This window comes from Halorussus halophilus, assembly GCF_008831545.1.
Taxonomy (GTDB): domain Archaea; phylum Halobacteriota; class Halobacteria; order Halobacteriales; family Haladaptataceae; genus Halorussus; species Halorussus halophilus.
This window is the reverse complement of the sequence record NZ_CP044523.1, coordinates 669,565-690,313: the sequence shown is the minus strand read 5'-3', so window position 1 is coordinate 690,313 and position 20,749 is coordinate 669,565. Positions and strand designations below refer to the sequence as shown.

Below are 20,749 nucleotides of genomic sequence, written 5' to 3'. Positions count from 1 at the left end.
TTCTATCTCTCCCGTTTTTTCCGATATTCTTCGATAACTGGCTCTATAGCAATCTGGACCTCTACCCCCGCGTTCTCCAAATTATCAGATATTTCTTCGAAGAATTCTATGGGTGGATAACGTTTAGAATTCTCCAACTTTTGCCAATGTTCCCGAAGTTTGCATAATCCCTGTAGGAAAACTACTGAAGTGACAATACGGCCCTCTTGATTAAGCTGGTTGATGGTATTATCTGTCTTTATATGGATTCGGCCGTCCACCTCGATATCTGCAGTTATTTTTATCCCGTCTAAAGTGAAAACTCCTCCTAACATTGAGATATTTTTTCCATTCAGAATTCCTGTCAGAACGGGTGCCGACTTACCGACATCGGTTGAACCAGAGACACGATTAAAACTACCAACCCTGTCTCGATCGCCGACAACTTTGGCATCCGTTAGTAAGTCCACTCCTAGTTCAGTAGGAAGAGATTTGTTGAGTCGATAGTGATAGAAAATCCAAAGTAAGTAATCTGAATCGAATCTTATTTCCTTGTGGTGGCGGTTAATTCCTATATCCCTGAGTCGTGAATAAAAGCGGTCGACAAACCCCTGTATTTCTGATTTTGCCCCTCTGAAAAACACATATCCCCCCGATGTTAGAAATATATCACAAGTGCGTTCTTCCGGTTTGTAAAATGTAGACAAATCTCCATCAGTGTTAATTCCCTCTTCCGCTTTGAGCTCTCTCACTGTATATCTAAACCATCTGCACTCCTCATCCAGGAAACGGAAGAAATACTTCGGTAAAGGCTCATCCAGAGTCCGAGCGGGGAGAAAAATCTCCTCTATCGACTCCTGCTTTTGTGTTGGCTCAACCTCATCCTTAATCTCCATTGTGAGCTTATTGCCAAAACTGTCGAGTTCTATAGGAGATGATAGCTGATGAATTTGGTTAAAAAGCAGTAGTCCGTTGTAATCAACCATAATTGCTAATCACTTACTGACCTATTCGGACCCGACGTATTTAATCCACTGTTATTGAAAGATACAAGCCTAGTCAGTCCGAGTCTTGGTCAAACATGAATGCCTCTTGTGCACGTCGAAGCCGTGAGCGGTCTCTACTGCGTATTTGACGGACTGCGACCTCCAACCCGGATGTCTCATTGGAGGATAACAGCGCGTCCCTCTCGGCCATGCGTGCGATTGTGGTCGCAAACAACATGAACGGACACTCCTCTTGACTGTTTTAGCACAATGTGCTAAGTACCGGGAAGCGTGTACACTCTATCAAATATAATTATAGCAATACATTTAAGCCAAATACTGCAATGGGTCAGATTAGCTTATGACTTGGATTTGTGCCAGTTGCACTGCCGAGCACGAGGCGAACCATCCCCCATGCCGAGAGTGTGGTCACGACAAGTTCGCGGATCTCGACGAGTCACAGTCACCCCAGCGAATCGAGGCGGTTACCCACGTCCAGTGGGAGTGTGTCGACTGCGGGTCGAGGCACCCTCGAAATAACCCACCCTGTGAGAACTGTGGTTCGATGCAGTATCAAAAAGTGGGAGAGAGCACTTCAACCGCTGGCACCCAATCGACTGACCAGACGAACTCGACCAACCTTAACCGCCAGAACATGTTCTATCTCGGTGCCGTCCTCGGGGTCATCGGTGTCCTCATCTTCCCGTTCTTCTTCTTCCTCGTCGCAATGCCGGAGTCTATCTACAAGATGCGTGGCTCGACGATGCAAAAATACCTGCCAAAAGACGCACAAGAGAATCCTGCTGTGTCCGGATCGCTATTGATTTTCGGCTGGTTCGGCAACTTCCTCTGGTTGATTGTCGTACTGGGAGTCCTCATCGTTCTGCTGGCAGCGATCATCTAACATCGCGCTTTTGATGGTGTTTCGCCGAGCTCAGGGAGTCGGCGCTAACAGACCGCCAACCCCAGCTACTCCTGGCGCTCCACCGACTCCAAATAAAACAATCCCTCCTGCGATTTCTGGCATACCTAATAGGGCAAACAAGAGTCCTCCCACTAACGCCGGTGGGGCAGTTATTTTGAAACACATTCCGCCGAGTGTTATACCAAGTGCCGGACCCATATCATCTACTCACTGAATATGCGCATAATTATACGCAGCTTACTGAGTCGACGACGGTCTTTACTGGCACTCAATAAGAGCCTGTCGACGCCGACTCATCCAGCCATACGACCAACAGTCGACCGTAACCAGAAGCACCACCCCGACAAGATAGGGAAGCACTACTCAGTCAAAGACTTCGACATTCGCGACATTCCCCAGATTAGTGAAGATGAAGAAGGTGATGGTGCTCGCACTCTTCCAGGTGCCGAGTGTCGATGAAGAGGCGCTCGACGATGTCCTTTCTACCACTGACCCCTCGTTGGAGGAGAACAGTGCGTCTCTCTCGTCCCGCATTGGCGACCGCCGAAAGTCGCATCCCCTGCGTCACGGACTGCTCATCATCTGACTAATATGAACCGAGTCTGGAATCACCGAAAACATAACACTTAATATCTTATAATTTTCTGTCTTTGACGTGAGCTCCATCGTAATCGAGCCGGCTTTGACACTAATTTCTCTTTTAGCAATTGGGACAATCGGATGTTGTTGTTCTGGATCTCAACAACAACAACAGCAACAACAAATCGTAGTTGATGAAGGGAGCACGGAAGACGAGCCAAAGCGCGTCTGCCCAGACTGTGGGATGGAGAATCCACGCGAAGCAACATACTGTGGTGACTGTGGTTTCTCGTTCGGTAGTGAGAGTGAGTGAAATGGCAGGCAACAAAAATAGCTTCGAGAAAGAACTTGAGAGAATACAGAACGGAGAAGATACTAACGAGAATGGTCCAGCATTACACCATAAGCTCGATGATAACCAAAAATTGGCAGCGGGAGTTATCGTAGGATTTTTAGGATTTATTGTCGGCGCATTATCTTCGCCTGAAACAGCAGGATCATCGGGAGTGACAATCGCAGCAGTGGGTGTCATCGTCACTTGGATGGTTGTCGCAGAAACAGGAGTTGCGTTTCGAAGGTCAATAAGTGACGATAGTGACGGAGCTGGATCTCAGCAACAGCAACAAGTCTCTATTGGAGGAAAGAATTCGAAAAAAGGCCCTAAACGTGTTTGCGGTAACTGTGGCTGGCAAAACTCCGTGGATAATAACTACTGCCACGACTGTGGAGAAGAGCTAACTGATGGCAATTAAGAAGGTCATAGGGAAAATATTCCGATCATCGCAGGTTTTTCGAAAGTACCCACTCTGTCATTCTCGTCCCGATCGTTCGTACTGTCATAATGGCCGATATTTCGGGCTCTGTGCAAGGTGTACGCCATTATACCTGTCGGGCTTTTTTGCCCTTCTCATCCTCCAATTAGGAATTTGGTGGCCTCCTGACCAAGTAATAGGAATACTATTTGGTATAGTTCTCATTATCCCTGGGGCTCTTGACGGGGTCACTCAGATGTTCGGCAACCGAGAAAGCAATAATCGGCTAAGAACAATCACTGGAATACTAATGGGCGTCGGAGTGCCTACACTCATACACAGCGTATTTTACATAAAGGGGTGAAAATATGGGTGAAGCATTTTCCTGTGATCGATGCGTCTGTTATTTCGATGGAAAACCATATGGAATAATGAAGTTGCAAACAGAAGATGAATCGAAGGGAGCAATACTATGTGAAAACTGTTTTACTTCGATTTCGGAGGAAATAGACACTAAGAGTATCGACGGAGAGTGTAACTGACCTACCGCTGAGAGAGTCAAGGTCATCGTCTATACAGCGTGCCATGAGAAAGCGCGTACAGCGACACAGCGCTGCCTCGACGAGTAGGGAGGCCGATACCAATCACTAGGCGTGAAGAAGCCGAGAGCGGACGTCCTCCGCTCTCTGCTCTTCAATCGTCGACCTCTCGAGGGCCAGGACGATCGTGGCCTCGGTCTTATTCTATTTTCGCAGTGTCCATGCCCAACCACCATATCCCAGTAGACACACCACCCACCGACGCGAGACACACAGCGACGCCCAGAATCCGTTGTGAGCTCGGTCAGTCCTCGATGACGCACAGTACTCAACTGCTGCTCCGATCCGGCTCCGACCCACACAGTGCCCAGACACCCCACGTCGCCACCCATACGTTAGAAATAGGAAAATCGGGCCTTGTTGAAACCCTCTCCTGCTGATAGGATTGAATCGACGGTGCACAATGGAGAGCGTCTATTGATCACGCTCATCAACAACTCATCCAAGGACTGTCAGAATTAGCGTGCTGAATACAGGGCGCGAATCGGTCACTGGCCATTCGGGTCTGGTGAGGAGTCGGAGCGGTAGATACAGAGGAACTATTTCACGTTCTGTGAACCTCACAGCATGAACAGCACTTAGGTAGGTCGATACTCAAACCAGTGACAAATGGAGATTGATACTGCTGCATTAATTCGTTATGACCTCTGCCACGATTCAAAGAGCGACTTGCTCATGAGCAGCCTCCAAAGACTGTATAATGATGAGGGGACGCAATTCGGTGAGAGTGTTCTCGGCGGGCAGCAGTGGGAGCGGTATCGATTCGAGGGAGAACTACCCACCTCTGATAACGGATTTAGCACATTCGAGTCAGTGAAGACGTTCATCAGCTTCGAGACTCGGCATCTTATCGATACAGTAACAGTCGCCGAATTGAGCGAAGGACAAGTCGAGGAGATTGAAGAGGAGGAGCCGAGCAGAACTCACTATGTCATCGACGACCTTGCTGAACAGCTAACTGGAGTAGCTCAAAGAATTCCCACAGTTGCACCGACAGATTTCAACCGTCAAACGGTCCAATTCTACGTTGAACCGGCAGAATCACAGCCGGTAACAGGAGATGATGGAGAGGTATCAGAAGAGTTGTTGGCCCAATTTCTCGAGGAAAACAGAGAAGAACTGAATAAGATTCATTACGGCGTAGATCACCCACAGTCACTACTTAACGGAGAGGACTTGGTCACATCACAAGGCACAGCATTTCCTTGGGGAAAGCTAACCGTTTTCAATTTGACTTCTCCGCCGGATTCCGAGGCAGATCTCGAGCCGATATGGCTTCGACGGCTCAGACCTCTTCACGAATACCTTCGAACATATTTGTGGTTCAACCACCGTGTAAGCCTCCTCGCTGAGTTAGATCGGGAGACGCACGGCATTGAGGGGCTTATGCGGAATGGTTCGAGCGAGTCGAGTCAGTTCCAAGAGATGCTGGAAATCGAGAGCGAGTTAGACGACATTCGGGAGACGTGGACCAACCGATACACTAAGACAGTAGACGAAGTTGCGGATTTGGAGTCGAGACCCCCTCTTCGACGCCCACACAGGCAACAACTCGAGCCGGTGAAAATTGATGAGATAACACAGGGAGCTCCTGTAAACTCACACTTGGATATTTACGACCAGCAGTTGGCTACACTGAGCGAGCAAATATCGTCGGATCTTGAGCGGATCGGTTCTAAGTTGGACGAAGTTTCGAATTATATCCAAGACAAGATTAATGTCCGCGCTACGACTGCTACGCTCCGCCAGCAGCGTGCGACCAACTACCTGACCATCGTAATATTAGTGTTGACAGCGGTCACCGTCGCGATTGCAGCGGTTGAACTGTTCTGGGTTGGGTGAGGAACAATCCCGTGCTGTCCACTCAGAGCGGTGTAACCTCTTGACCATAATGAGGAATTCACACGCTTCCCTATCGGTCTGTTCAATTCATCTAGTGTGAAACAACGACCGGAGGATTGCTGATTACACCCTCTGTATCCAGCACGTCCTCGATAATATCTTCTGTATTTGGCAGGAAGTTCCCTAATCAATTCGCACCACGCATTGAGCAAAATCACCAAATCAGTTACGGGCCGTAGACTGAATAAAGAAGCCGTACTATCAACTACTTCTATGACCAAGGTTTAGTTCAATAGATTCGATTACTTATAAAATTGGCGAGCTGGAAAATTGCACAAGACGACCCAACCCTAGTATTGTCTGATACCTACACTACACCCTAGTAACTGAGAAATTTGGGTGTCAGATTGAGTTCCTCGTAGCGAGAATTCGCTGAGAACGCCAGACTGAACCATCTCTCAAAGATATATCTGTAGTCCCTACTACATTGATAATATTTTTTATCTGCGTAGGTGGTGCTGCTTTGCGCCCTGCTCATCGCCCAACTGGACGTCGATCGAGATTGGAATCACCGAAAACATAGCACTTAGCATCCTATAATGGTATGCCCCCAGGGGCTAGATATGCGTATCTTTGTTCATATTTTTCTGTAGTAATTGTAGGGCTGCTATACGGGCTTTTTTTAAGTCCGCCATTTGCTGGTTAATTATGTCTCCCATTTGATTCTTCTTTCCTTTTTTTGAAGATCTACCCGCCGATGTATTCATGTCTTTAAAATCCTCAACTTGAGACTGGAGATTAGATAGTCCCCCATAGAAGTTTATCACAGCTACTGCTTCAGAGCGTGACAGCTGCCCAATTTGATCGCTACTATTCTCATATAGGTTTTTCCGAACAAATCCTGTTGATGGGACTCCGAGAGAACTAGGGTCAAAGGTGTCAATACTTCTCATGCTTTCTATTTCAGAAATAAGTGACGCTCGAAGGTCATCAGAACTCCTTTCCCTCCTTTTGTTGTCCACTAAAATCTGCACGAGGTAATTCCCTAAGGAACCTACAATTCCGCCGATTAATCCAGAAATAAGAGTAGCAGTTTCCGTTGTGATATTGGGAATCACCATAATGGAAAGAATGGTTCAAAAGACAAATGTTTTTTCACCTACTACATATGAGCGGAAACCGATAAATGAGAAGGGTCGATTAGACGGTGGTCAACATTTTCTCTGACAAGAAAAGAGTTCCCAGATCGGGAGTCTCGGCATAAAGAGAATCGTTAGTGGCTCACACCCGCGTTAGAAGGGATTTGATATAGTTGGGGCACATTCGACCAAGTAAGGCCAAGAAATACCGTGAATATGGGTGCTCACCGGGAAAGTGATAGCACTAGGACGCCCATGACGTTGGGCGTCATGTCAGCTCTGCGGATATGGCTGCCGGGCTTAAGACCCGCTCGTGTAGACGTCCATGGGTTCGAATCCCATCCCTCGCATACGACCTTTTTATTGCGAGCGGTCGCAGTGCGGCCGCTCGATAAAAACGTCGATGAAAATCACATCGTCACCCCCTACGGAGGCCACAAAGCGCCCTCCTCCGAGGGTTCCTTGGCCCGCTCGCTTCGCTCGCGGTGAAAAACTTCGACCCCACGAGTGTAGTCGAGCGCGACACGTAGTGAACATGGAGAACTCCCAATCTCTTCTCTCCCGAGTTCCAGCGTTTTCAGGCCCGGCTACTCCGACGTCACCGACTAGTTCGTGTCAAGAGGAGTTGATAACCGATTAGACCGCAGACACGCGGACGAAGTACCACTGACCGTCGTATTTCACGTATTCGATTCGGTCCTTGTCGTTGAACACGAACACGTCCTGTTGAACGTTACACGAGCAGTTGTGCGCCTTTCGGAAAACGACTCGTTGGTCTTCGTCGAGGTCCGAGAAGTTCGCCCGCTTGCTCTCGTTGACTTTCATCGCGGTCGAGTCTTCGGCCTGGCTGACCGAGAGTAAGTTGTCCCCCGTCTCTGGTTCGTCGCTCGTCGTCGCTGTCGCAGTCGTTTCGGTCGTGGTCGATGCAGTCGTAGAAGCCGTCGTGGTCGTTCCGCTCTGGCTACCTGCGCATCCCGCGAGTACCACACTACTGAGAACCAGAACGAACAGGAGGCCGATTCGAAGTCGCATGGCTCGGAAATATGTCGAGTATTACGAGTTCTTTGTGGGGATATAGCCGTTGACCACAGACCGTCTCAGCACAGCCCAGTCCACCCAAACATTTTTGCCTGCCGTAACTCAGTCAAATATATGCTCGTCAACAGGTCAGCGACGAAACTGAGTACCGTAATCGGGGCACTTGCCACACTGGGGGCCGTCGTCGGATTTTCCGCGTTGCGGTTCGACTCTACATCGACCGTTCCGCTCTTCGAGACGTGGAGTAGCTTCGCCGTCTGGACGACTATCTTCTCGACGCTAATCGCTCCGAATCTGCTGGCCGCGATCGGCGCGTTCTACCTCACCACCACCGACGAACGGCCGGTCAGTGCAGTCGTCGCAGGGTTCGCCCTCGGCGGACTGCTGTTCGGTGCTGGAATCGTCGGTGCCCACTGGGTCGTGACTCGGCCCTCGTTTGGAATCGTCCGTGAGTTCGCGTGGTATCCCGTCGTCTTCGTCGGCGTCGCCGCGCTCGGGGCACTCGGTGGAGATATCGTCGGGTCTCGACTACGGCAATCTCCACAGTAGCAAGAGTCCTGTTCTGACTTCACCACCCCATCTCGCAGTCGAAACCCACATTCCGCCCTGTCCCCTACCACCCCGCTAATGACCGACGAGGAAGTCGAGCGCGCGTTCCGCCAGCATCCTAACTTCGAGACGCGAGACGGAGCAGAGTTCGAGTCCACTTCGACGCCCTTCGAGAACACCACCATCGCGGATGAAAACTCCGGGTACAACGTCGAGGTCAGAGCACCGATGCTCGACGCAGTGGTCGAAGGCGAAGAGGTCGCGGACGTGGTCGAAACCGGATGGTTCGAGACGCTGGAGTTGCGTCTCGAAGACACCCACACAGTCGCGCAGAGCGACGACGCGACCCCACCAGAAATCGCGCGAATTGGCAACGAAGTCGTCGTCTCCGTGGAGTTCGAGCAGTCGAATCCCGAGGTGGCCGCGGACGACGCGCTAGCCATCGTAGAGTATATCGAGGGGACGTGGGTGCAGGGCATCATCCCCGGCTACGAGTATGGAGAACCGGCCTCGGAACTGGTCGAGCAGGCGACGCAGAACTACGACGACGGTGGCTCGGGCCAGAAATCGGGTGGTGCAGGTGGGCCGTCGGGAAGCCCACCGATGTAGAAAATCTGTTCGGTACTCAGTCCATCGCGATGTACGTCTGCGTGTCCTCGACGCCCTGAATGCCCTGAATGCCGTCGGCCGCGATGTCCTTCACCTCCGCCGGGGACTCGACGCGGAGTTTGGCGATGATGTCTACGTCGCCAGCGACGATGTGGGCGTCGTCCACGCCGTCGATGTCGAGGATTGCATTCTTGAGTCGGTCCGCCTCGCCCGTGTTCGCCTTGACCATGACGTATGCTGTGACCATTGTCAGTTGCCTCCAGAGAGTGCTTCTGCAGTGGCGCGACCGCTCTCGCCGACGAGAATCTGGCGCACGTCTTCTAACACTTTGAAGTCCGCGAGGACGGCGAGTCTGTCGCCAGTCTCCAAGGAGTCGTCCGGGAGTGGGATGTCCATCGCCCTGTCTTTCTTCCCGAACGCGAGTATTCGGGCGTTCGCCGGGAGCGACAGTTCGCTGATGGAGTAGCCCTTCACTGGCGAGTCGTCGGTAATCGTCAGTTCCACGACTTGCAAGCTCTGAGCGATGTCGGCGATGGCGCGGATATTGCCACCGAGCAGGGCGTTCTTCGCGCCGATGGCTCCTAGTCGCTCGGGGTAGACCACTTCGTCCACGTCGCTGGCGAACTTTCGGTAGATGTCTTCGCGGTAGTCCTCGTCGATTCGCAGGACCGTCCGACAGCCGTAGTGCCTGCCGACCATGCAGGCCGCGAAGTTGGTGTTCAAATCGCCAGTGAGCGCCCCGACTGCGTCGGCCGATTCGAGGTCCGCTTGCGTCAACGTCGCCTCAAGCGACCCGTCGCCTTCGATGACTTCGAAGTCGTCGTTGCGGGCGCGCTCGGCCTTGTTGGCATCGCGCTCGATGATGGTCACATCGTGTCCTTCCTCCCGAAGGACACGTGCGGTCCGCAACCCGACGCGACCTGCACCAATGATAACGAATCGCATGGTACTCCTTACGCCCGACTGGTTGAATAACTTTTCTCCACCCCAAAGGCTTTTCTCGCGTGGTAGTGAATGCCACGGTGATGGTTCACGCGTTTATCATGGTGAAGACTGCCGCCGGACGTTCCGAAGAACTCATCGAGTCCGTCCGCGAACTCGACGGCATCTCTGAAGCCCACGTCGTCGCTGGCGACTTCGACATCATCGTGGAAGCAGACGCCGGAGAGGTGTACGACGTACTTCACGCCGCCTCCTCGGACATCTCCGGCATGGACGGTGTGGCCGACACCAAGACGTACATGGCGTTAGACTGACTCACTGCTCTCGATTGACTGTTGGCGAGTGTGCCCTCCGCTCGTTTGCTGGAAATCGCTCGAACCGCTACCGTTGCCAGTAGACGAAGGCGACAGAACCGCCGACGAGAAGCATTCCCCCGAGCAACAGCGGAACGACGGTCTCCGCGAAGTTCCCGCTCAACTGACCTGTACTCGAAGTGCTAGCGAGGAGAACGATTCCCGCGACCAGCAGCACCCACCCAGCGACGTCTTTTTGCACGTCTTGATTCGACATGCGACTACCAATATATCAGGAGATGGTAAATCTAGGGGAGCACTGAAAAGCGTCCTACAGAACCGACGGCGTTCGTCTGAAACTGGTGACGACGTCCGTCTAGTGGTCCACTTCTTGCACGTCGTGGCCTTTGAGGAACGAGTCCAGCCAGTCGCGTTGGTCGCGCAGACGCGGCGGCAGGTCCGCGTACACTCTGTCGAACACGTCGTGAGGGTCTGCTTCTTCGACCGATTCGGCACGCTCGACGGCTTCGTCTAGCTCCGCGTCTGCTTCGGCTTCGACTTCCGCGACGAACTCGTCGTCCAAGACGCCCTGCTCTCGCAGGTAGGCTTCGTAGCGTTCGAGCGGGTCGGCAGTCCGCCAATCGGGCAGTTCGTTTCTGGTCTCCTCGTACTCGCTCGGGTCGTCACTGGTCGTGTGGGCACCCTGTCGGTAAGTCAGACTCTCGACCAGCACAGGGTCGCCGTCGCGTGCGCTCTCCAAGGCTTCGGAAACCGTCTCTCGAACTGCCAGCGGGTCGTTGCCGTCCACCTGTACGCCCTCGAAGCCGTAGGCTTCTGCCTTCTGTGCGATACTGTCGGCGGCCGTCTGTTTGTGTCGCGGCAGACTGATGGCCCACTCGTTGTTCTCGCAGAAGAAGACGACCGGCGCGTCGAAGACGCCCGCGAAGTTCAGTCCTTCGTGGAAGTCGCCCTCGCTGGTCGCGCCGTCACCGAAATAGCAGAGTGCGGCCCCGTCGGCGGCGTCTCCCTCTCCGTCTCCTTTCACGTCGCGCTCGTAGTTCATCGCCATCCCCGCGCCAGCGGCGTGGGGAATCTGAGTCGCAATCGGAACCGCTTGAGGGAAGTTCGGCACGTCGTGGTCGGAGGCGTACTCCGGGCGACCGCGACGGAACAGCAAGATGTCGCTTATCGGCACGTCCCGAGCCACCTGCATCGCGTTCGAGCGGTAGGTCGGGAAGAGCCAGTCCTCGTCCGCCAGTGCGGCGGCCGCACCCACCTGCGAGCCTTCCTGTCCCTTGTACGGCGGCCAACTGCTCATCCACCCGCGACGCTGGAGCGCCAGCGCCCGCTCGTCAAACGCTCGCGCTCGGACCACGTCACGGTACACGTCTCGCGCGTCCTCGGCTGAAAACGGCGTCTCGGAGAGGTCGCGCTCGCCGATGATGCGGTTCATGCGCGGGGAGTATTTTGGCGTCTCGCTTAGTGGTTCCGGAAACGCTTGCGAGCGGACCGCGACGACTCCTCGAAGTTGGCGACGGCGGCTTGACTAGAGCGGCCACAACTACTTGTCGGATGCTAGCGTACCGAATCTATGAGCGTCATCGCGGAGTTGTCAGTTCCCGTCGGTGACTTCCCACTCGGCCGAGCCCTGTCGGCGACGCCCGACATGCAGGTCGAACTCGAACGCGTCGTTCCGACCGGAGACAACGCACTGCCGTTCTTCTGGGTGTGGGGCGACGACGTCGAAACGTTCGTCTCGGCATTAAACGACCAGCGTGGTATCGAGGAAGTGACTGTCCTCGACCAGTTCGAAGACGGCGCGCTGGTCCGTGCGGTGTGGACCGAACAGCCGAGTCTCGTCGTCGGCGTCCTCGAATCGAAAGCGACGCTACTCGAAGTGCGAAGCCAAGAGAGCATCTGGCTCCTTCGAATCCGCTCCCCGGACCGCGCGGGCGTCGCCACGCTCCAACAGTACTGCGTGGACAACGACATCGACTTGCGACTGAACTGGATTCACACCCTCGAAGCCGTCGAGGCGGGAGCGCGGTACGGCCTGACCGACAGTCAGCGCGAGACTATCGTGGCCGCCTACGAGTCGGGGTACTTCGACGAGCCGCGAGACGTGACCCTCGAAGACCTCTCCGAGGAGTTCGACATCTCCTCGCGGGCCGTCTCGAAACGACTCCGACGTGGTCTCCGGAATCTCGTGGAATCGACGCTCTTCGTCGAGCGGTGACGACTACTTAAATCCGTTCAGTGGCGAACCAGCGAACGTAGGCCCGTCGCTGACCAAACAGTGGAGGTGGGACTCTCATCGAAGACCCAACTAGTGGCGAATATCGAGCACGTATGATTGGAACAGATTCAGAGGCCAGTGACTGTGGGATGGAACTAACGTACGAAGTAGACCCCTCGGAACGGGTGAGTTCGGGCGTCGTGGCGGCTGTGGCGGCGGCCTCGAACGCAGATCCGTTACAGATAGAACCGCTCGCGAAACAGATCGACCCGGAAGCACTCGACGCTCTCTTCGCCGACCAGCACGACGGCACGAAGCGAATGGGTGGCACCGTCTCGTTCCCCTTCTCGGGCTACGAAGTCACTGTCACAGGTGACGGCGTCGTTACCGTCCTCGGCCCAGACGAGTAGCGTACGGCCGCTTCCCCAACGGTTAACGCCTCTCCCCCGAACCGTTTCGATATGACAGCGGCGGCAGACCTCATCTTCACCGACGCGGCAGTCCACACGTTAGCCGACACCACAGAAGACGGGACAACGACAGCCAACGGCACGACAGCCGACGGCGAACCAACCGCAGAAGCGGTCGCGGTCCGAGACGGCGAAATCGTCCGTATCGACAGCGACGACGAAATTCGGTTCCTCGAAGGCGTCGAGACAGAAGTCGTCAGTCTCGACGGACGCGTTCTCTTACCGGGGTTCATCGACGCGCACACCCATCTCCAGCACCTCGGTCGCTCGCTCGTCTACGCAGACCTCTCCGCGGCGGACTCGCCGGGCGACTGCGTCGAACTGCTCGCAGAAAACAGACAGACAGAATCCGACTGGATTCTCGGCTTCAGCTACGACGAGAGTACGTGGACCGAGTCGCGGTATCTCACCCGCGAAGACTTAGACCAGGTGAGCGAGGACCGACCCGTCGCGGCGTTCCGAGAGGACATGCACATCGCGGCGGTCAACTCCGCCGCCTTGGAGCGACACGAAGACGAGATGCCCGCGGCGGACGTGAAACGCGAGCAGAACGAACCCACGGGCGTCATCGTCGAGGAAGCCGTGGACGTCATCTACGAAGCAATCGAACCGGGCCGAGCAGAGATGCGGAAACTCCTCGCTGCTGCCCAAGAAAACGCCCACAGCAAGGGCGTCACCGCCGTCCACGACATGGTTCGGGACTCGCGCGCTCCCGAGGTGTACCGCCAGATGGAACTATCGGGCGACCTCGCGCTCCGGGTGCGACTGAACTACTGGACCGACCACCTCGACGCCCTCGTCGAAACCGGCCTCGTCACCAACCACGGGAGCGAATTCGTGGAGGTCGGCGCAATCAAGAGCTTTACCGACGGGAGTCTCGGCGGTCGCACCGCGAAGCTATCGGAACCGTACGCCGACGCGGACGGTGAAACCGGCCAGTGGGTCGTCTCGCCGGACGAATTGGAGGAGTTCGTCCAGAGAGCCGACGAGGCTGGCCTCCAGTTTACGGCCCACGCTATCGGCGACGAAGCAGTCGATGCGGTCCTCTCGGCCTACGAGAAAACTGAGAATCCCGGAGAAGCCCGCCACCGCGTGGAACACGCGGAACTGACCGACGACGAGTCAGTCGAACGATTCGCAGAGAGCGGCGTGATTGCGTCGGTACAGCCGAACTTCCTGAAGTGGGCGCGCGAAGACGGACTGTACGAGGACCGACTCGGCACCGAACGCCGTGAGAACTCCAACCGCTTCGCGGACCTGCTGAACGCTGGCGCGCACCTCGCGTTCGGGAGCGACTGCATGCCGCTGGACCCTCTGTTCGGAATTCATCAAGCAGTCAACGCGCCTGCGGAGCCACAGCGACTCTCGGTGACTCAGGCCCTGCGAGCGTACACCGAAGGAGCCGCGTACGCCGGATTCGCCGAAGAACGACTCGGCACTATCGAGGTAGGCAAGAAAGCAGACTTCGTCGCCTTGGAGCGGTCGCCGTGGAACCATCCGGAAGACATCCAGAACATCGACGTTGCGATGACGGTGGTCGATGGCGAAGTCGTCTACGACGGCCGCGAGAACTGATTAGTCGTCCTCGTCGTCGTCTGCTTCGTCATCGTCGTCTTCCTCCGTTTCGTCGTCCCCGTCGTGCTTGTCCTTCTTTTCTTTCTTGTCGTGACCCTTCGCTTTCCCCGGTGGGTCGTTCTTCTCTTCTTCGTCGTCTTCCTCGGCCTGCTCGTTCTCAGTCTGTTCGTCGTCTTCGGCGTCGCTCTCCGGCGAGTCCGTCGGAGCATCGTCAGAAACCGCTGTCGTCGTCGTTTCCGCGCGCTCGGTCGTGGTCCCCGCGGCCCCCGCGCCCCTATTGTCGGCCGCTGTACCGTTTGCCTCGCTCACGGCGTTCGTCTGCGACTGACTACTCGGCGCGTGCGGTGCGAGTACCGCCACGCCGACGCCGGTCAGGAGGAATACGACTCCCGCCGCGGCGAGCAGTCGCTGAAAACGTTCCATGCCGCCCTGTCCAACCTCCGGCCTCTTTCCTACTCGGCGAATAACGAGACGTGTTCGTAGAAGTCAACGTTTATTGCGGGCGTAACCAGCAGATTCGAGAGTTCGAGACGCGACTCCGACGAACAATTTTACTATTTTCGTTGTAATGGAGCCGGTGGGAATGCACAGCCTGTGTATGAAGAGAAAACATTTTCAATAGAGACCCGTGTTAGCTAGATTACTCAGTGGTGTCTAACCGTGCCGGAAATGAAATCAGCAGGCTTCGAGACGGACCTCAGCCTCTTCAAGTACGACAATCTAGAGCAGTTGCCCGAAGCGTATCGGGGACTGAGCGAAGACGAGCGAACAGACCGAATCGAGGCCGCGAAAGCGGAGTTGGGCGACGACCTCGTCGTCTTAGGCCACAACTACCAGCGGAGAGAAATCGTCGAACACGCCGACTTCGTGGGCGACTCGTATCAGTTGAGCGTCGAGGCGGCCGAAGCGGACGCTCAGTACGTCGTCTTCTGCGGCGTGACGTTCATGGCCGAGTCGGCCGACATCATCACCGACGACGACCAGACGGTCGTTCTCCCCTCGATGGAGGCGTCCTGTCCGATGGCCGGGATGGCCGAAGCACTCCAAGTTGACGCCGCGTGGGAGGAGATTACGAACGCGGCCCCCGACGCCGACATCATCCCCATCACCTACATGAACTCCTACGCCGACCTGAAGGCGTTCTGCTCCCAGCAGGGCGGCGCGGTCTGTACCTCTTCGAACGCCCACGACGTGTTTAAGTGGGCCTTCGAACAAGGCGACAAGGTACTGTTCCTCCCCGACAAGCACCTCGGCGAGAACACCGCTTACCGACTCGGGATGGAGGATGAGATGGCTTCGTGGGATCCGTGGGACCCCGAAGGCAAGGATGCCGACGAAGTGGCCGACTCCGACATCATCCTCTGGGACGGCTACTGTCAGGTCCACGAACGCTTCCGCACTGACCATGTCGCGGCGATTCGAGACGAGTACCCCGACGCGAACGTCGTCGTCCACCCCGAATGTCGCCGCGAAGTCGTGGAAGCCGCGGACATCGCGGGAAGCACGGCGACCATCTGCGAGACCATCGAAAATGCCGACCCCGGCGACACGTGGGCCATCGGAACGGAAATCCACCTCACGAACCACCTCCAGCGGTGGCACCCCGAAGTGAACGTCCTGCCACTCTGTGGTGACGCGTGTATGGACTGCAACGCGATGCGACAGGTGGATCCGAACTACCTGACGTGGGTGCTAGAGGAACTGGTCGCGGGCCGCGAGCAGAACGTGATTTCGGTCGCGCCCAAGGAAGCAGAGCTAGCCAACGTTGCGCTCGAACGAATGTTGGAGATTTAGACGACGATGACGACAAATCAAACCACCGCAGACGTACTCGTCGTCGGCAGTGGAATCGCTGGTTGTGCGGCCGCGCTCGGTGCGGCCCGCGAGGGTGCGGAAGTACTCGTCGTCACCAAGGCCACGCGCCCCGAAGAGACCACCTCTCACTGGGCGCAGGGTGGCATCGCCACGACGCGGAGTGACCCCGACGCCTTCGAGCAGGACGTACTCGACGCGAGCGACGGCACTGCTAACCCTGAGGCCGTGTCTGTTCTCGTCGAAAACGCCCGCGAAGCCGTAGACGACGTTATCGTGGACACGCTCGGGGTCGAGTTCGACCGCGACGGCGACCACTTCGACTACGGCCGGGAGGCCGCCCACTCCGAGAGTCGAATCCTGCACGTGGACGCCAGTACTGGCAGACACGTCCTCGGGCCGTTCCTCTCGCACTTGGACGACCACGAACAAGTGACGGTCAGAACGGACACCGCCGCGCTGGACCTGATTACCCACGAGGGCCGGGTTCACGGCGCGATGGTCGATTGTGGAGACGAGAGCGAGAACGGGTCGGACAACCAATTCGAGCCAGTCTTCGCAGGCACCACCGTCCTCGCCACGGGCGGCATCGGCGCGCTGTACGGCACCTCTACGAACCCGGAGACGGCGACCGGCGACGGCGTTGCGATGGCTGCCCTCGCGGGCGCCGACGTAGACGACATGGCCTACGTGCAGTTCCACCCGACCGCGTACGCTGGTGAAAATCCTTTCCTGCTCAGCGAGGCAGTTCGGGGGGAAGGCGCGCTCCTGCGCAACGCGGACGGCGAACGGTTCATGCCCGACTACCATCCGGACGCCGAACTCGCGCCACGCGACGTGGTCGCCCGTGCGGTCGCCGACGAACGCGAGGCGACTGGCAAAGTCCTGCTGGACGTGAGTCCCATCGACTTCGAATCGGAGTTCCCGGACCTCGCGTCGGAGTGCGAACAGCGCGGCGTCGAGTGGGACGAGGGAATTCCAGTCGAACCCAGCGAACACTTCCTCTGTGGCGGCCTCGCGGTGGACGACGAAGGGCAGACGAGCCTCGACCGACTCTTCGCGGTCGGCGAGTGCGCTTGCACTGGTGTCCACGGCGCGAACCGTCTGGCGAGTACGAGTCTGCTTGAAGGACTCGTCTGGGGACTTCGCGCAGGCGAATCTGCGAGCGGCTACAACCCCGAAGTCGTGGAGGCTCCGGACCTGCGGGACAGCGACCCCGACCTTCCGTCCGGGTTCGCCAGCGAGAAGTTCGTCCGACTCCGCCGCGTGATGGACGAGCAGGTCGGCATCCGACGAACGCCCGACGGCCTTCAACGAGCGGCCGCGGTCCTCCGGCGACTCAAGGGCGAGGTGGACGCCTACGCCCGTACTCGAACCGCGCGAGACCTCTACGAACTGCGGAACGCGACGGTCGTGTCCCTGCTGGTCGTGCGCGACGCAATCGAAGCAGAACCGGTCGGCTGTCACGCGCTCGCAGGAGACCCCGACGAAACCGACGCCCCGAACGAAACCGACGGCACCGAGACGGAGGTCCCCAATGCCAGTGACTAATGGCCAAGTCGAGCAGTGGCTGGCCGAGGACGTGGGCCATCGCGACGTGACTAACCACGTTCCGGGGTGGACGACGGGGCGACTCGTCGCCAAGGAGTCGGGCGTCGTCGCGGGACTCGACGCCGCGAAAGCTGTCTTCGACTATCTGGACGTTTCGACCGGCGATACCCCCGTAGAGGGAGGAGACCGGGTCTCCACTGGCGAGACCATTCTGGAAGTGAACGGCCCTGCGGAGTCGGTTCTCAGGGGCGAGCGCGTCGCAGTCAACGTCGCGGCGCACGCCTCTGGCGTAGCGACAGAAACCCGGAGAGCGGTCGCGGCGGCCCACGAGGTAGACGACTCGGTCGCGGTCGCGGGCACCCGAAAGACGACACCCGGCCTGCGCGGCGTCGAGAAGCGTGCAGTTGCCGCTGGTGGCGGGGACACCCACCGACTCAATCTCTCCGGCATGGTCATGGTCAAGGACAACCACGTCGCCGAGATGGGACTGGAGGGCGCCATCGAACACTTCCGCGAGCGCAAGTCCTTCGCCACGAAACTGGAGGTCGAAGTCGAGGCGCCAGAGGACGGCGCTCGGGCGGCAGACGCCGGAGCGGACATCGTGCTGTTCGACAACCTCTCGCCGGAGGAAGTGCAATCTGGCGTCGAGTCGCTCCCCGACGACGTACTGGCAGAAGCCAGTGGCGGGATTACGGTCGGTGACGTGCCGGACTACGCCGCAACTGGCGTGGACGTGATTTCGATGGGATCGCTGACGCACTCGGCTCCGAGTCTGGACCTGTCGTTCAGAACTGGCGAGTGAGTTTTTGGGCGAATTTTGGTTTCAAAGATAACGGCGCGCGTCGGCGTGACTTCGTGTCACGCCAAATGCCGCGCGAGGGACGAGTGAGCGTCAGCGAACGAGTCGGTTGGGGAGGGTGTGGCTGGTGCGGTGCTGTGCGGGGCGGTTTCTCATCGGTTTCGGGAGTAACTAGCGTCACTGCGTTCAGGGAGGCTCAGATGTGACTCGTGCGACTACGGAACGTATTGGAAACAGCAAACTTCACTGCATTCGTCGTTGCTCCGATGCAATCGAAACAACGGATACTTCTTCTTCGAAAGCCCTCGTCCGCTCGCGGGTCGCTCAGTGACATATCCGAGTCTCTCCGCACGGCCCGACTCGGATAGGGGTCACTGAGACGACTACATAAACGCGAGCGGACGACCCCTTTCAGTCCACCCTGTGTTTGTTCAGCCTGGCGTCTCCTGTTGTATGCTCCGTCACCGCTACGCTGTTTCCTGGCTCCCCTGACCTACAAGCCAAAGAGTAGTTATCACGCCCGCTCCACATCCCATCCATGAAAGCGGCGCTCATCGTGCTCGACGGTTGGGGGCTAGGAAGCGAAGACGGCCGGCGGAACGCAATCGAAGCGGCCGAGACGCCGAACTTCGACCGGCTCGCCGAAGTGGGTGCGTACGGCACCCTAGATGTGACTGGCCGCCGAGTCGGTCTGCCAGAGGGACAGATGGGCAACAGCGAAGTCGGCCACCTCAACATCGGCGCGGGCAGAGTCGTCAAACAAGAGTACACTCGAATCGAGGACGCCATCGAAGCGGGCGAACTCGGCGACAACGAGGCCATCGCGTCGGCGTTCGACTACGCGGACGAAAACGACGGCAAGGTCCACTTCATGGGTCTCGTGAGCGAAGGCGGCGTCCACTCCGACCAGCGACACCTGTATGCACTCATCGAACTCGCGGCCAAGCAAGGAATCGAAGCCGTCACCCACGCCTTCACCGACGGCCGGGATACCCCGCCGGAGAGCGGCGCGGACTTCCTCGCGGACCTTCAAGCCGTCATCGACGAGCAGGGAACCGGCGACGTGGCGACCGTCTCGGGCCGCTACTACGCGATGGACCGCGACCAGAACTGGGAGCGGACGAAGCGCGCCTACGACGCCATCGTGAACCGCCAAGCAGAGTGGGAAGCCGACTCGGCAGTCGAAGCCGTCCAATCGTCCTACGAGCGGGGCGACACGGACGAGTTCGTAGAGCCGACCCTCGTCTCTGGTGGCCCCACTCTGGAAGATGGTGACTCCGTCGTCTTCTTCAACTTCCGGTCGGACCGCGCGCGCCAGTTGACCAGGATGCTGGTCGACATCGACCCCGTCTGGGAGTTCGACACGAATCCACCCGAAATCGAACTCACCACGATGACCGAGTACGACCAAGAGTTCGACCTCCCAGTCGCCTTTCCACCACACCAACCGGAAGACACCTTAGGAGAAGTAGTCTCAGAGGCAGGCCTCAGACAGCTCAGACTCGCCGAATCGGAGAAGTACGCCCACGTCACGTACTTCTTGAACGGCGGCCGCGAGGTCGAGTTCGACGGCGAGCGCCGAGAGATAATCGAGAGTCCGGACGTGCCGACGTACGACCAGCAACCAGAGATGAGCGCCGCAGAAGTCACGGACACCGCCATCTCTGTCGTCGAGTCCAACGACCCGGACCTGCTCGTGCTGAACTACGCGAACCCGGACATGGTGGGCCACACCGGCGATTTCGACGCCGCCGTCGAGGCAGTCGAAGCCGTAGACGAACAACTCGGGCGACTCGTGGAAGTCCTCTCGGCACACGGCGCGCACGTGTTCGTCACCGCCGACCACGGCAACGCCGACGACATGGGAACTCCAGAGAATCCACACACTGCTCACACCTACAACCCGGTTCCGCTGGTCTACCTCTCGCCGAAGGGCGACAGCGGAGGCAAGCACGTCCGGAGCGGCGGGTCACTCTGTGACCTCGCACCGAGCATTCTGGCCGTGATGGGTATCGACCAGCCAACGGCGATGACCGGCCAGAATCTGCTGGAGTAACGTTCCACAAGACCTATA

Annotated in this window: 23 protein-coding genes; 15 read left to right on the top strand and 8 right to left on the bottom strand. The window is 57.1% G+C overall.

Going from position 1 to position 20,749, the window contains the following annotated elements; genetic code table 11:
• Positions 1-2: 2 nt before the first annotated feature.
• Positions 3-965 carry a hypothetical protein gene (locus F7R90_RS03380; RefSeq protein ID WP_158055873.1) on the bottom strand — a complete coding sequence of 321 codons (963 nt, stop codon included), beginning with the start codon at positions 963-965 and terminating at the stop codon, positions 3-5.
• A 565-nt stretch (positions 966-1,530) separates the two neighbouring features.
• Here F7R90_RS03380 and F7R90_RS03375 point away from each other — a divergent pair.
• The 5 genes from F7R90_RS03375 (at position 1,531) to F7R90_RS03355 (ending at position 5,662) form a co-directional block, all read left to right on the top strand.
• Positions 1,531-1,869, top strand: coding sequence for a hypothetical protein (locus F7R90_RS03375; RefSeq protein WP_158055872.1), 339 nt, complete (start codon positions 1,531-1,533; stop codon positions 1,867-1,869).
• A 424-nt stretch (positions 1,870-2,293) separates the two neighbouring features.
• A complete protein-coding gene (locus F7R90_RS03370; protein ID WP_158055871.1) occupies positions 2,294-2,476 on the top strand; it encodes a hypothetical protein in 183 nt (60 codons plus the stop codon).
• 307 nt (positions 2,477-2,783) lie between these two features.
• Entirely contained in the window at positions 2,784-3,221 is a 438-nt protein-coding gene (locus tag F7R90_RS03365; protein WP_158055870.1) for a zinc ribbon domain-containing protein, read from the top strand.
• Positions 3,211-3,585 carry a DUF2085 domain-containing protein gene (locus tag F7R90_RS03360; RefSeq protein ID WP_225741249.1) on the top strand — a complete coding sequence of 125 codons (375 nt, stop codon included), beginning with the start codon at positions 3,211-3,213 and terminating at the stop codon, positions 3,583-3,585. The genes F7R90_RS03365 and F7R90_RS03360 overlap by 11 nt, the downstream gene beginning before the upstream one ends.
• Positions 3,586-4,429: 844 nt before the next feature.
• Entirely contained in the window at positions 4,430-5,662 is a 1,233-nt protein-coding gene (locus F7R90_RS03355; RefSeq protein WP_158055869.1) for a hypothetical protein, read from the top strand.
• A gap of 617 nt (positions 5,663-6,279) precedes the next feature.
• On the opposite strand, the gene F7R90_RS03350 is transcribed toward F7R90_RS03355, so the two are convergent.
• The gene (locus tag F7R90_RS03350; protein ID WP_158055868.1) at positions 6,280-6,783 is read right to left on the bottom strand and encodes a hypothetical protein; all 504 of its coding nucleotides are present in this window, start codon (positions 6,781-6,783) and stop codon (positions 6,280-6,282) included.
• A 654-nt stretch (positions 6,784-7,437) separates the two neighbouring features.
• Complete coding sequence (locus F7R90_RS03345) at positions 7,438-7,833, bottom strand: hypothetical protein (protein WP_158055867.1); 396 nt, start codon at positions 7,831-7,833, stop codon at positions 7,438-7,440.
• A 120-nt stretch (positions 7,834-7,953) separates the two neighbouring features.
• On the opposite strand from F7R90_RS03345, the gene F7R90_RS03340 reads away from it, so the two are divergent.
• Both F7R90_RS03340 and F7R90_RS03335 read left to right on the top strand, forming a co-directional pair.
• On the top strand, positions 7,954-8,388 hold the full coding sequence (locus tag F7R90_RS03340; RefSeq protein ID WP_158055866.1) for a hypothetical protein: 435 nt from the start codon (positions 7,954-7,956) through the stop codon (positions 8,386-8,388).
• A 78-nt stretch (positions 8,389-8,466) separates the two neighbouring features.
• The gene (locus tag F7R90_RS03335; RefSeq protein ID WP_192498384.1) at positions 8,467-8,997 is read left to right on the top strand and encodes a DUF5813 family protein; all 531 of its coding nucleotides are present in this window, start codon (positions 8,467-8,469) and stop codon (positions 8,995-8,997) included.
• A gap of 16 nt (positions 8,998-9,013) precedes the next feature.
• Here the strand turns inward: F7R90_RS03335 and F7R90_RS03330 are convergent, their stop codons facing one another.
• Positions 9,014-9,244, bottom strand: a complete 231-nt coding sequence (locus F7R90_RS03330) for an Lrp/AsnC family transcriptional regulator (protein WP_158055865.1) — start codon at positions 9,242-9,244, stop codon at positions 9,014-9,016.
• A 2-nt stretch (positions 9,245-9,246) separates the two neighbouring features.
• Complete coding sequence (locus F7R90_RS03325) at positions 9,247-9,942, bottom strand: potassium channel family protein (protein WP_158055864.1); 696 nt, start codon at positions 9,940-9,942, stop codon at positions 9,247-9,249.
• An 80-nt stretch (positions 9,943-10,022) separates the two neighbouring features.
• On the opposite strand from F7R90_RS03325, the gene F7R90_RS03320 reads away from it, so the two are divergent.
• Positions 10,023-10,253 (top strand): Lrp/AsnC family transcriptional regulator, encoded by a 231-nt coding sequence (locus F7R90_RS03320; protein WP_158055863.1) that lies wholly within the window; start codon positions 10,023-10,025, stop codon positions 10,251-10,253.
• A gap of 67 nt (positions 10,254-10,320) precedes the next feature.
• On the opposite strand, the gene F7R90_RS03315 is transcribed toward F7R90_RS03320, so the two are convergent.
• Both F7R90_RS03315 and F7R90_RS03310 read right to left on the bottom strand, forming a co-directional pair.
• Positions 10,321-10,509: a hypothetical protein gene (locus F7R90_RS03315; protein WP_158055862.1), complete on the bottom strand. Its 189-nt coding sequence runs from the start codon at positions 10,507-10,509 to the stop codon at positions 10,321-10,323.
• A gap of 99 nt (positions 10,510-10,608) precedes the next feature.
• On the bottom strand, positions 10,609-11,685 hold the full coding sequence (locus tag F7R90_RS03310; RefSeq protein WP_158055861.1) for a thiamine pyrophosphate-dependent enzyme: 1,077 nt from the start codon (positions 11,683-11,685) through the stop codon (positions 10,609-10,611).
• Positions 11,686-11,823: 138 nt separating this feature from the next.
• Between F7R90_RS03310 and F7R90_RS03305 the strand changes: the two genes are divergently transcribed.
• From F7R90_RS03305 to F7R90_RS03295, 3 genes are all read left to right on the top strand, one after another.
• Complete coding sequence (locus tag F7R90_RS03305; protein WP_158055860.1) at positions 11,824-12,468, top strand: helix-turn-helix domain-containing protein; 645 nt, start codon at positions 11,824-11,826, stop codon at positions 12,466-12,468.
• Between the two features lie 113 nt (positions 12,469-12,581).
• Positions 12,582-12,878, top strand: a complete 297-nt coding sequence (locus F7R90_RS03300; RefSeq protein ID WP_225741248.1) for a HalOD1 output domain-containing protein — start codon at positions 12,582-12,584, stop codon at positions 12,876-12,878.
• A gap of 51 nt (positions 12,879-12,929) precedes the next feature.
• A complete protein-coding gene (locus F7R90_RS03295) occupies positions 12,930-14,513 on the top strand; it encodes an amidohydrolase (protein WP_158055859.1) in 1,584 nt (527 codons plus the stop codon).
• Here the strand turns inward: F7R90_RS03295 and F7R90_RS03290 are convergent, their stop codons facing one another.
• Entirely contained in the window at positions 14,514-14,936 is a 423-nt protein-coding gene (locus F7R90_RS03290) for a hypothetical protein (protein WP_158055858.1), read from the bottom strand.
• 246 nt (positions 14,937-15,182) lie between these two features.
• Between F7R90_RS03290 and nadA the strand changes: the two genes are divergently transcribed.
• The 4 genes from nadA (at position 15,183) to gpmI (ending at position 20,731) form a co-directional block, all read left to right on the top strand.
• Positions 15,183-16,307, top strand: a complete 1,125-nt coding sequence (gene nadA / locus F7R90_RS03285) for a quinolinate synthase NadA (RefSeq protein WP_225741247.1) — start codon at positions 15,183-15,185, stop codon at positions 16,305-16,307.
• A gap of 6 nt (positions 16,308-16,313) precedes the next feature.
• Positions 16,314-17,876, top strand: coding sequence for an L-aspartate oxidase (locus F7R90_RS03280; RefSeq protein ID WP_158055856.1), 1,563 nt, complete (start codon positions 16,314-16,316; stop codon positions 17,874-17,876).
• Positions 17,863-18,678, top strand: coding sequence for a carboxylating nicotinate-nucleotide diphosphorylase (nadC, locus tag F7R90_RS03275; RefSeq protein ID WP_158055855.1), 816 nt, complete (start codon positions 17,863-17,865; stop codon positions 18,676-18,678). Before F7R90_RS03280 ends, nadC begins: the two co-directional genes overlap by 14 nt.
• A 535-nt stretch (positions 18,679-19,213) precedes the next feature.
• On the top strand, positions 19,214-20,731 hold the full coding sequence (gene gpmI / locus F7R90_RS03270; protein WP_158055854.1) for a 2,3-bisphosphoglycerate-independent phosphoglycerate mutase: 1,518 nt from the start codon (positions 19,214-19,216) through the stop codon (positions 20,729-20,731).
• The last annotated feature ends 18 nt before the right edge of the window (positions 20,732-20,749 follow it).